Source organism: Granulicella sp. S156 (assembly GCF_009766105.1).
Classification (GTDB): domain Bacteria; phylum Acidobacteriota; class Terriglobia; order Terriglobales; family Acidobacteriaceae; genus Granulicella.
Genome location: NZ_LMUH01000025.1, coordinates 26,234 through 38,815, shown reverse-complemented (window position 1 = coordinate 38,815; position 12,582 = coordinate 26,234). Strand labels below are relative to the sequence as shown.

At 57.3% G+C, this 12,582-nt stretch carries 5 protein-coding genes and 1 pseudogene; 4 read left to right on the top strand and 2 right to left on the bottom strand.

The window, feature by feature from the left end; genetic code table 11:
* Both GSQ91_RS19020 and GSQ91_RS19015 read left to right on the top strand, forming a co-directional pair.
* A pseudogene (locus tag GSQ91_RS19020) lies at positions 1 to 534 on the top strand (hypothetical protein); the annotation flags it as partial.
* Between the two features lie 209 nt (positions 535 to 743).
* Positions 744 to 3,188 carry an Orn/Lys/Arg decarboxylase N-terminal domain-containing protein gene (locus GSQ91_RS19015; RefSeq protein ID WP_158823350.1) on the top strand — a complete coding sequence of 815 codons (2,445 nt, stop codon included), beginning with the start codon at positions 744 to 746 and terminating at the stop codon, positions 3,186 to 3,188.
* Positions 3,189 to 3,527: 339 nt separating this feature from the next.
* Here the strand turns inward: GSQ91_RS19015 and GSQ91_RS19010 are convergent, their stop codons facing one another.
* The gene (locus GSQ91_RS19010) at positions 3,528 to 4,799 is read right to left on the bottom strand and encodes a helix-turn-helix domain-containing protein (protein WP_158823349.1); all 1,272 of its coding nucleotides are present in this window, start codon (positions 4,797 to 4,799) and stop codon (positions 3,528 to 3,530) included.
* A 220-nt stretch (positions 4,800 to 5,019) separates the two neighbouring features.
* Here GSQ91_RS19010 and GSQ91_RS19005 point away from each other — a divergent pair, with 220 nt between their 5' ends.
* Together GSQ91_RS19005 and GSQ91_RS19000 are read left to right on the top strand one after the other, a co-directional pair.
* Positions 5,020 to 8,610, top strand: coding sequence for a TonB-dependent receptor (locus GSQ91_RS19005; protein ID WP_158823348.1), 3,591 nt, complete (start codon positions 5,020 to 5,022; stop codon positions 8,608 to 8,610).
* A 70-nt stretch (positions 8,611 to 8,680) separates the two neighbouring features.
* Complete coding sequence (locus tag GSQ91_RS19000) at positions 8,681 to 10,894, top strand: GH92 family glycosyl hydrolase (protein ID WP_158823347.1); 2,214 nt, start codon at positions 8,681 to 8,683, stop codon at positions 10,892 to 10,894.
* Between the two features lie 208 nt (positions 10,895 to 11,102).
* Here the strand turns inward: GSQ91_RS19000 and GSQ91_RS18995 are convergent, their stop codons facing one another.
* Positions 11,103 to 12,419, bottom strand: coding sequence for an RICIN domain-containing protein (locus GSQ91_RS18995; protein ID WP_158823346.1), 1,317 nt, complete (start codon positions 12,417 to 12,419; stop codon positions 11,103 to 11,105).
* Between the last annotated feature and the right edge of the window lie 163 nt (positions 12,420 to 12,582).

The window sequence follows — 12,582 nt, the reverse complement described above, 5'->3', positions numbered from 1 at the left end:
GATTCGCTTCGGATAACGATCTCCTCGCCTGGCGTCGACGCAAGCCCGTACTTCTGCCTGTCGGAGTTCGTCAAGCACTGGCCTTCGAATAGCTCTGGAGCGCGCTTCGTCATGATGCTCACCAATGGCGTCGATCCCTATAACGGCAGCACGTCGATCATGAACCAGGATAGCCCCTATGTGCAGACTGCGCAGGAGGACGCCCAGCGTGCCGGTGTTGCTGTCTATTCGATTGCCTATAACGAAGCAGGACGGCGGAGCCGGAGGGGGAGCTTTAGCGGCCAGAGCTACCTGAACCAGGTGGCGGAGGCTACTGGAGCCCAGTCGTTCTATCAGGGCATCGGAAACCCCGTATCTCTGGGGCCGTTTCTTACGGAATTCCGCAAGTCGATCGACGAAAGCTACACGATTAACTTTATGGCGAATGTTGGCGGAAAACACAATCCGCTGACCCGGATCAAGCTGAAGTCGAGCCAGCCAGGAGTCAAGATCCACGCGCCAGATAGCGTGCGTCCGGGAGTCGTGCAACAGTAGCGGCAGAGTCTAGGGCTGTACGGATAAACGCGGAAAACATGGAGAAACCTTCCCATGTCTTCCGCGTTTTTCTCTTTGCCTGTTTTCCGTGGCGCAACCCGGTCTGGATGACGATGAGGCAGCGTCAAAATCTCTACACTCTATCCACTAATCTCTACACTCTGTCTTCATCTTTGGGCTGTACCATTAGAAGTTGAAGTGAGAGGTGTATGAGCGAAGGCCGTTGGGTGTTGTTGATTGCAAGTGAGGTAGGTGGAACGGATTCCGTATCGGACCGTGCCATGGAGCGTCTGGTCGAAGCGATCGGAAAAGAAGGCTACGAGGTCGTTAGAACCTCGACTCCCGAAGATGGATTGTCCCTGGTCACCTCGGACCCATCACATAGCGCGATTTTGCTGGATTGGGACCTCGAAGGAGAGAACCAGTTCGATGAACGCGCCGCGCTCAAGATCCTCCGCGCCGTCCGCCGCCGCAACAAGAAGATCCCGATCTTCCTGATCGCCGACCGTACGCTTGTCAGCGAACTGCCGCTGGAAGTCGTCAAGCAGGTGCATGAGTACATCCATCTCTTCGGCGACACGCCGGCATTTATCGCGAACCGCGTCGACTTTGCCGTCGAGCGTTATCACGAGCAACTGCTGCCACCCTACTTCCGCGAACTCAAGAAGTACACCGACCAGGGCGCGTATTCTTGGGACGCACCGGGCCACATGGGCGGCGTCGCCTACCTGAAGCACCCGGTCGGCATGGAGTTCCACAAGTTCTTTGGCGAAAACATCATGCGGTCAGATCTCGGTATCTCGACCTCGCCGCTGGGCTCCTGGCTCGATCACATTGGGCCTCCGGGAGAGAGCGAACGCAATGCCGCTCGCATCTTCGGAGCGGACTGGACGTTCTATGTCCTCGGCGGATCTTCCGCTTCCAACCAGATTGTCGGTCACGGCGTCATCGCGCAGGATGACATCGTACTCGCGGACGCCAACTGTCATAAGTCGATCTGCCACTCGCTCACCATCACCGGGGCGCGGCCTGTCTACTTCAAGCCCACGCGCAACGGCTACGGAATGATCGGTCTTGTGCCCATCAAACGCTTCAGCCCTGAAAGCGTGCAGGCACTGATTGAGAAGAGTCCGTTTAGTGCAGGTGCGCCACAGAAAAAGCCCACCTATGCGGTGGTTACGAACTCCACCTACGACGGCCTTTGCTACGACGTGAACCGCGTCGTCGAAGAACTGGCTAAGAGCGTCACGCGCGTGCACTTCGACGAGGCATGGTACGCCTATGCGAAGTTTCACGAGATCTACAAAGGCCGCTATGCAATGGGCGTTCCCGATGAGAGCCCGGACCGTCCCACCATCTTCGCGACGCAATCCACGCACAAGATGCTGGCTGCTTTCTCCATGGCGTCGATGGTTCATATCAAGCTCAGCCCGCGCGCACCGCTGGACTACGACCAGTTCAACGAAGCCTTCATGATGCACGGCAGCACCTCTCCGTTCTATCCGCTCATTGCGTCCATTGACGTTGCTGCGGCCATGATGGATGAGCCCGCCGGCCCCACGCTGATGAGCGAGACCCTGCAGGACGCGATCAGCTTCCGCAAGGCCATGTCCTCGGTTGCGCATCGGTTGCGCGCGGCGGAGCAGGGCTGGTTCTTCCGCCTCTACCAGCCGGAGTACGTCTTCGATCCACTCGACGGCGAAACCTACCTGTTTGAAGAAGCGGCCGATGGTCTGCTCACCAACCGCTCCAGCTGCTGGACCCTGAAGCCCGGCGAAGACTGGCACGGCTATCAGGACGAGGACATCGCGGACGACTACTGCATGCTCGATCCGGCCAAAGTCACCATCCTTACGCCGGGCGTCAACGCCCATGGCGTGGTGAGCGACTGGGGCATTCCCGCAGCGATCCTTACGGAGTTTCTGGACGGCCGCCGCGTTGAGATCGCACGCACTGGCGATTACACCGTGCTAGTGCTCTTCTCGGTCGGCACCAGTAAAGGAAAGTGGGGCGCACTGCTCGAAAATCTCTTCGAGTTCAAGCGGCTCTACGACTCTGAAGCTCCGCTCGAAGAGGCATTGCCGGAACTCGTCTCGAAGTATCCGGCGCGTTATCGTAATGTGACGCTGAAAGAGCTGAGTGATGAGATGCACCTCGTCATGCAGCAACTCAACCTGTCCGGCCTGGTAAACGCGGCCTGCGACGAAGACTTTGATCCAGTCCTCACGCCGGCGCAGACCTACCAGAAGCTCCTGCGCAATGAGACGGAGAAGATCCGGTTTGTGGAGATGGCAGGACGTATCGCTGCCGTGATGTTGGTGCCATACCCGCCGGGCATCCCGATGAGCATGCCGGGCGAACGCCTCGGGGGTCCCGACAGCCCCGTCATCCGCCTGATTCTGGCGATGGAGGAGTTCGGCAAGCGTTTCCCAGGCTTCGAACGCGAGACCCATGGCATTGAGGTCGATGAGAACGGCGAATACTGGATGCGTGCCGTGATCGAGGCTCCAAACGGCAAGAAGAACGGCCGCGGCAAGCAGCGCCCACCCAGCTCAGCACCACCGGTAAAGCGGCGGAAGAAGACGACACCGCTTCCAGGGGATGATTCGCCGCAGGAGCCAGGCGCTCCGGTGAATATTTCGCCAGAACGCTAGGATGCGATAGGACAAATACCAGAGAACGCGACAGGCTTGAAGTATCGTGGAAAACGGCTGTCTATTTTTTCGTCGTCATATTGAGCCCTGAGATAACGAAGTGCCCAAAAACTGGGTGCCCCATCTTCGGCGCGTTGTTTGCGCCTAAGGTGGGCATCGGGCGAACGCCCGACCGCTCCCGCCCAGGCTTACTTCACCTATAACGTTCGGATCATCACGTCAAACCTACTGACACCTAATAATGAGGAAGTAGAAACATGGGGCGGGAGCGGGTCGCTTCGCGAAGACGGGGCACCCGAACTATGGCTGACGCTACTTCTGTTTCATGAGCCATTGTCCTTAATCGTTATGGACGCGCCAGGCAAGTGTTCGCAGAGGCGAGGCGCTGCCATTGAGGCTCTCCGTCGAAACGATGACCTCAAAGTGTGGAACAGAGCCATCGGCTCTGCGGATCTTCTCAAGAAACGGCTCAAGCTCGTTGCTGTTGAAGAGAAAGTCGCTCGCGGATTCCGTCCCGGCGACGGACGTGCCTTCGATGATCAACGCATTTCCGTTGCCACTGGGGTTGGCGAGGAACGCCAGCACACCATATTCTGCTTTTCCTGTGACATACTTCGCCGGCTCTCCAGGTTGGGGATGGCGATTGGTGAAGGCTCGGATATTCTCGTGCAGATTGTCCGCCAGAACGAAGTTCATGCCTTCTTCGAAGGTTTCAACCCAAGGGTTCGCGTCTGCAGAGCCGGAGAAGATGACATTGGCCATCTTGAGATCGTTGATCGAGATGTCCCGTGAGTAACGGATGCTATACGATCCCGCAAGCGCCTCCGGCACATGGCTCAGCCGATTGAAGATCTCCAGGTCGACAAACGAGGTATAACGCCGGCTGGCTAATGACAAGGCTGTGCCGGGCTCCATACTTACAGCCGAGGAGGCAGCCCGATGGAGATCGTGCGAGACATATTCACTCAACGTGGTGTTTTCGCCCGTGATGCCATGGAGCAGAACCAGGCCGCTGTCCGCAGCGACGAACAGTGTCGTCGAATGCTGCGGGAAGAGTTGGCGCCAGAGCTGCCGGGTTGCCGTGCGTTTCGTCTGGCCGCCGATTTTCAACCCCACGACGCCCAGGACGCAGACGATGCACAACCCAACTGCTGCAACGATGCCGGCCCAGCGGGCAGAGATCCTACCGCCTCGCGGAAGTACTTCTACGAGTTCCTCGCCGTCGGCTTCCGCGGAGGGAGAGAGAGCCGCCGCAACTTCGATCACCGTCTGTGCTGAGTGAAAGTGTGGAACATACCGGCCGCGGGGAATGGTTATCCGTAGCTCTTCGCTCGCACCTTCTTCGCTGAAGTAGGCCTCCAGCTTCTGCCGCAGCCGCAGCATGTGCGAGCGCACGATGGTATCGCTGGCCGAGTCGAATCCATGACCTCGGCCGAACAGGTCGGCGGCGATGGTCTGCTCCGACAGGCGCTCATCCTCATTTGCCAGATGATGCCTGCACAGAAACAGCAGTAGCTGTGCCAGCCGCGGAGAGCGTGTGAACGCAGGCGATGCGGCAACGCGCTCTGCAAGGAGCCAGCGAGGATCAGCCGAGTTGGGTGGTACCAGCATGGAAGGATTGCGCAGATCTCTATTAGACCTCATTCGATTGAAAGTTTGATGAATGGAAAATCTGACCACATTCTACAAGTTGCTTATTCTAATAAGGTTCCTGCCATGTTTCATGATGTGATTTGACCTGTAGAACAGTGAATTGACTCATGTGCGCTCGCCTCGACTGGTATGGCTTGTCCTGTGAGGAACGCCAAACGCGTTCCTATAGGAGAAGAGGATGTCTACGGAACGTAACCGCCCACGGTGGTTCACTGCTTCAGTCATAGGCTTTATGCTGGCGCTGGTGATCGGCTTTTCGGCCACACTGTCTGCCCAGGATTTTCGCGCCACACTCAGCGGCGAGATAACCGACAGCGTCGGCGCACTCGTCACGCAGGCCACCATCACCGCGACCAATATCTCCACCCAGCAGACCTACTCCGCCAGGCCCACCAAAAAGGGAACCTACTACATCCCCTACATGGTTCCCGGCACCTATACCGTTACGGTGGGGGCGCTTGGCTTCGAAGAGATCAAACAGGACAACGTGCTGATGGTCGCGAGCGGATCCCGCGGCCTGAACTTCACCCTGAACGTGGGAAGCGTCCAGCAGATCGTTACCGTCACAGATGCGCCGCCCCAGCTCAATACCTCAGACGGATCAGGCGGCACCATCCTTTCGCAGCGAGAGATCGAAGACTCACCCCTCAATGGTCGCCAGGTCTACTCGCTGATCGGCACCACGCCGGGTTCGCAGTTCACCACCACCAACGTCGCGAGCACCACGGGCAACAACGGGTGGAACGTGACCAACTCCTATGTCGTAGGTGGTGGTGTGCAGGGCTACCAGCAGTTCAACCTGAACGGCACCAATATCACCGAGCAGAGTACCGGCGGCAAGGGTAGCTGGGAGCTCTCGCCCAATATTGATGCTTTGCAGGAGGTCAATGTAATGACCTCAACGTATGACGCGCGCTTCAGCCGTTCGGCCGGCGGCACCATCAACATGGTGGTCAAATCAGGATCGGACAAGTTCCACGGCTCCGCGTACGAGTTCCTGGAAAGCAGCGCCTTCAACGCGAACAACTACGAGAATGCAGGAGCCGGCATCGCCCGGCAAGGCTCACACCAGAACGAGTTTGGCGCGACCATCGGTGGTCCCATCCTTCGCAGCAAGGTGCTGTTCTTCGGCAGCTATGAGGGCTTCCGTCAGGCTTTCGCCAACACCACGCTGGAGAGCGTGCCTACTGTTGCGATGCGCCCCAGCGCTACCGGTGGCCCCAACTTCTCCGGGACCGGCTATACCATCTACGATCCGAACACCACGGCCTGCTCCGTCGCCGGCGGCAGCATCAACAACTGCCCAGGCAGCGCCTACACGCGAACTGCCTTCGCGAACGACACCATTCCACTGGACCGCATCAACCCTATTGGCGCTGCCGTCCTCAATCTGTATCCTCTGCCAAACGTCGCGACCACTGCGTTTCAGAACAATTACATCGCGAACACACCGGCAAACTACTCCTATAACCAGGTGATGGCACGCGTCGACTACAGCATCTCGGACGCAACACGCTTCTACAGCCTCTTCGCCTACCAGCCTGGCAAACAGTTCCAGAGCACCAACGGCTTTCCTTCTCCTGCCGAGTACGGCAGCATCAATGTGAAGCACCAGCAGATCACCGCATCCCAGGATGTCACCCATACCTTCTCGCCAACGCTCCTTTTAGACGCGAAGGTCTCCCTCGCACGCTATTACCTGTCCAGTCCGGATGGCAACCTGGCGAACCCCGTCAATCCCACCAGTATCGGGCTCTCCATGCCAAGCATTCCGACCACGACTCTGAAGCAGTTGCCGGAGTTCACCGCCTCGCAGTTCTACCCGCAGGTCGTAGGTAACGAGATCACCTCCGGCACCTACACCGACATCAGCTTCAACTCCGACCTTACAAAGCAGTGGGGCAGGCATGCTATGCACTTTGGTGGCGAATATCACAATCTCAATCACGGCACGCCTGGACAGGCTGGCCATGCCAATGGCGACTTTCAATTCGGTACCTTTGCCACACAACAGAACCCACTCCTGCGCAACGGCACGGACGGCTTCGACATCGCGGACTTGTTGCTTGGCTATCCAGCCAGTGGCGGTGTCGACTGGAATCTAAACCAGTTCACGTACTACTCCACCTGGGCTCTCTACGCGCAGGACGATTGGAAGGTTACACCCAAACTGACGTTGAACCTTGGTATTCGTTATGATGTGACCGATGGCGCGCAGGCTCGGGAACACGGTCTGAACCGTGGCTTCTGCCTCCAATGCGTCAACCCCACCACGCAAAGCAACCTCTTCCAGTCGAACCTGTCTGCTGCTGCTGGCAGTCTTGCGGCTGCAGGCATCAGTGCAAGCTCACTCGGCACGGTTTATGGCGGCATTCTGTTCGCAGGAGAAAACGGCGCGCCAAAAGAGGGATACAACACGCAGTACAGCAACGTCGGTCCACGCTTCGGCTTTGCCTACCAACTCAACAAGGATGTCGTCATCCGCGGTGGCTACGGCATCATGTATCTCGTAGGACTCGAGAACGGAACCTACTCCGGCTCATCGCAGACGACGAGTTACGTCGACTCTCTCAACGGCGGCGTAACACCCTCCACCTATTTTGGCAGCGGCAATCCGTTTCCCAACGGCGCGCAAGCCCCGCTTGGTGCAGCCGGTGGTCTGCTTACCGGTATCGGTAACTCGCAGTCGCTCGACTTCCCGCAGCGCAAGATCCCTCTGACGAACATGGCCTCTTTCGGAGTTCAGACGGCGCTTCCCGACCAGATGACGCTCGATATTCGCTATTCGGGCAACTATGCCTATCGTCTCCGCACCGGGACAACTCTTAATCCAGTGTCCCTTACGCAATTACAGCAGGCCCAGGCCAACCCAAACTACTTCAACCAGCAGGTCACTAATCCGTACTATGGTGTTCTGCCTTCTACCTCAACGGTTGGATCGACACCTACCATCTCCGCGCTTAGCCTGATGCACCAGTACTCTGCGTTCGGTCAGGTCTCATGGGATGCTGCGCCACTTGGACGCAATCTCTACAACGCGCTGGAGGTCAAACTCGACAAGCGCCTCGGCGGCCCCGAAGCTCTTAGCTTCCAACTCGCCTATACGTTCTCAAAGTCGATGAACGCTACGGGCTATACCAACTCATGGCCCTACCAGGATCCAACCGTTCGCTACGAAATCGGTCCGTATGATCGCACCCAGGTCCTTACGCTCGCCTCGCAGTGGAATCTGCCCATCGGTAAGGGACAGCGCTTCTTATCAACGCCCAACCGCTTCGTCGGCGAGTTCATCAACGGATGGGAGTTAAGCTCAATCCTCTCCGCACAAGGCGGCCAGCCCGTCAGCCTTAACAACGGCTACTACTACAATTGCAGCCACAGCTTTGCTCCGGTTGGCGGCTCGTCGCTGAAGCAGTGGATCTATAACGATTACAGTTCAGGCTCTAGCCTCGGCTGCTATTCGGCAATCCCGCAGTACGACCTGAGAAACCTACCCGACCGCATCTCCAGTGTCCGCACACCCATCATGCCGAACTTCGACGCCTCCCTGCAGAAGAGCTTCGCCATCTACGACGGATCGTCGCTCACCTTCCGCATCGATGCCTTCAACCTAACCAACAGCGTGCTCTTTCCTGGGCCGGACGACAACCCCGCCGATGGCCCTCCTGTGAAGTCTGCTAACGGAGGCTACACGGGATACGGCACCGTAAGCCTCACGCAGCAGAACCTTCCGCGCGTACTTCAATTCGCACTGAAACTGAAGTTCTAAGTCAATCCCAATCACTCGGGGGAGATCGCCTTAATAGGGCGGCTCCCCCATAGCTACTCTGACAAGGTCCATGTTCCTATCAAACGCCGCGCGTTCGGCCCTATTGTTTCTTCTATTCACTCACGCCGGCGTTGCCGCAGTCTCACACTCTCACGCTGACGATGTAGACCCGATGATCGGCACCGACGGCGGTGGCCAAACTACACCTAACGTAGGTGTGCCATTCGGCATGACGCAGTGGACCCCGGCGACCCGCAACGGTGAAGTCCGCCTTCGAGCTCCGTACTACTACAAAGACACCGAACTGGTTGGCCTGCGCGGAAGCCACTTCCTGAGCGGCTCTGGAACCAAGGACTACGGCAGCTTCCAACTCCTTGCGGGTATGGAAACCCCAGATCTTTCAAAGGGCTATCTCTCTACGCGCCTCGATCATCACCTCGAAGAAACGCACCCCTATTTGTATAAGGTCACGCTGCCGGAATCGGGCATTCAAGTGTCCATGACCGGAACTGCTCGCTGCGGTCTGCTGCGCTTTCAATTCACCCGAACAGGGCATGCGTGGATCTCGCTACAGAACGAGGCAGCAACCGGAGACGGCTCGCTGACCGTGAGCAACGGTGGCCGCGAGGTTCGAGGAGAGAACAAGGTTCGGCGCATCTACGCTGGAGCAGGTAAGCCTGCTGGCTTTAGTGGATACACCGTTGCCCAATTTAATCGCACTCCCCTCGGATCTGGCTCCTGGACCGGAACCAAACTCCAATCGCAAACGACGGGCAGGGAATTCACTACTACCGATGAGGGCGTCTACCTGCAGTTCGATGTCAGGGCCGGCGACGTCATCGAAGCTCGTGTTGCCACATCGTTCGTCAGCGTGGAAGAGGCAGCGCGGAATCTCAGCGCCGAGATCCACGGCTGGAGCTTCTCAACCATCGAGGCCGCGAGCCGCGAGCAATGGGACCGGCAACTCAATAAGATTGACGTTGATGCGGATGCAGCGAGTCGCCGCATCTTTTACACGGCGCTCTACCACGCCTCGCAGCTTCCTCGCATCGTCAATGATGTCAATGGCACCTATCCTCGCTTCGCGTCTCAGGGGGTGGTCGAACGCATCTCCAACTCCGACTACTACGACGATTTCTCCCTATGGGATACCTTCCGCGCACTCCATCCATTACTGACTCTCATCGATCCGAAGCGTGAGAGTGCAATGGTCCAGTCACTGATCCTGAAGGGACAGCAGGGAGGATATCTGCCTATGTTTCCTGCCTGGAACAGCTATACGCAAGAGATGCTGGGAGATCACGCAGTCGCCGTGATCGGCGATGCCTACCAGAAGGGATTGAGCGGATTCGATATCGAAGCCGCGTATCAATTGATGCGGAAGAGTGCACTGACCACACCCTCCGATCCGGAGAAGTACCGCGATGGGGAGGGCCGGCGCGGCTTGGAATCCTATCTACACTATGGCTACATCCCTTTAGAGGATCATGTCCCCTATGCGTTCCACGATCAAGGTCAGGTCTCGCGCACGCTGGAGTATGCGTATGACGACTTTGTTCTAAGTGAGGTCGCAAAGTCGCTCGGCAAGCAGGACGACGCGCGTCTCTTCGCCGGACGCGCGCAGAACTTTCGCAACATCATCTCTCCCGACACCGGGTTTGCCCGCGGACGACACCAGGACGGATCATGGGACACGCCGTTTGATCCCGATCAGCCGCATGCGTACTTCATCGAAAGTTCTGCCGCGCAGAACGCCTTCTTCGTCCTGCAGGACATCCCCGGCCTCATCGCGCTAGAGGGTGGACCTAAGATATTTACCGAAAGGCTCGACGATCTCTTCCGCAAAGATCAGTATGAGCAGGGCAACGAGCCGAGCCACCATATCGCCTATCTATACGACTATGCTGGAGCACCCTGGAAGACACAGGAGCATGTGAGTTCCATTCGGGACACCCTGTACAAAGAAGGTCCCGCAGGGCTTCCTGGCAACGACGACGCAGGGCAGATGTCGGCGTGGTACATATTTGCCGCGCTCGGGTTTTATCCCGTGACACCAGGCCTGCCGTCCTATGCCATCGGCACGCCTCTCTTCAAGAGCGCGGTCATCCACCTCGCCAACGGGAAGGTCTTCCACATACAGGCGGAAAAAGCTTCACCCCGCGCCTGTTACATCCAATCCATCTCGCTGAATGGCAAGCAACTGAGCGGCTTTGTTCTAGCGCATGCTGCCATTGAATCCGGTGGAACACTCGTCTCCCGTCTCAGCGATCATCTGGCCCCTTAACCTACCAGTCCTCTAATGATCCTGTCTCACTTCAGGGGTTCACTCCAATACCCATATCGTTTTGTCTGAACTGTTGCCAAAGGATGAAGGCAAAGACCTCACAGAACTCAGCATGAATTGCCCGTTTCCACCGAAGGGAGCGGGCGAGGCGGGGCGGGCGAACCCGGCTAACTTGGTATCGCTTGTAGGGCAAATTACGCGCGAACGCCTATGGTGTGACGAGTTTGAACGCTTGAGCTGCTGTTCCATTGCAGGTGTAGATATCCAGCTGCACACCGTTTGCGGTTGAGGCGCTAGGAGTGTCCAGGCAGAGACCGCTGCCTTGGCCAACAAAGTTATAGTAGCCATTGCCCAACGACACGGCTTTCCATTCCTCGTTGGGATTTCCAGCATAGGTCCATGTCTGGATAAGGCTGCCATTGGTGGTGCCATTGCCGGTTACATTCCAGGTTTCGGCCGGAGCGTTGACATTGGAGACGTAATAGTAACCACTGGCTGTGCCGTTCTGGAACTCCCACTGCTGGTTGGGTTGCGTGCTGTAAGTGCCTTCGTCGCAGACCCACTGCTGAACGGCGGTTCCATTCGCCGTGGCCGAAGCGGTGTCGTCGATGCAGGAACCGCTATTCTCATTGACGATGTTGTACGGGGTACCCGTACTCAATGCAGCGCCGCTGCTGGCAGGTGCTACATTGACCCAGAAATTGTTGACCTGCAATCCCGGGCCGCCCACCCATATCTCCGTACCAAATTCGATTGTGGTCAGATACCACGAGGACTGAATCTGTCCCAGAGCCAACGCTTCCTCGAAGAAAGGTACCAAATCGAGATTGAATGTAGTGCCGCTGGTTGGCCCGTCGGAGCTGGCGCTGCTGTTTATAAAGTCAATGACCTGGCTTCCCGTGCCAGAGCAACCTCCGCAGTTGCCTGTATTGGTCCACGTGTACACATTCCAGGTGATTCCGCTGCTAGTGAACGTCGCCACCGGGTTGCTTGGCCCCACACCGCCATTGCGTTGGACCCAGATCATCATCTCGGTGCCGGTAGTGTTCTGGTTCGTAGGGGTTGTCGGGCCAGTGTTGAACCAGATGTCGTACGCGACGTCATTGGAAGCTCCCGAAGGCTCCACCACTGTCTCGCCGCTTGTGATGGCCCAATTGGAAAGCGCCGAGACCTGGATCGGAAGCTGCGTATTTTGCGTGCAACCGCCATAAAAACATCCATACAGGAAGTCGGGGTAATCGGCGGGAGTACCCGTAGTGTCATCGAATGCGTTGCCGGAATAAACCATGCTCGGGCCACTCGGAGGCGGAGCCGTTGAGTTCGTAATCGTTTCGCACTGAAGGGTACCGGAGAAGGATGAATTCCACTGGTCGCCCCCGAAGACATACTGGTTGAGGTTGCCAAGCTGCCCCGAACTATTGTTGCCGCATATCTGCTGTGCAGCGGCGCTGCTTGTTGTCCCTACGAAAAGAACGGCGAAGACAAAAACGATTGCCAGAATTCCTAATCTAGATTGCTGCTTCATAACGTTTCTCTCCTCATAGTCTCGTATCCACAATCGAGCTTGAGTTAGGCTCGAAAATCGATGCCGCCTTTTTTACCTTTGTTGCAAAAGTGGAGCTTTGTAGTGAATGCGGAGAACTCACGTCCGTCAATTCCAGCCCCTTTAGCCCGAAAGGAACGTCGCA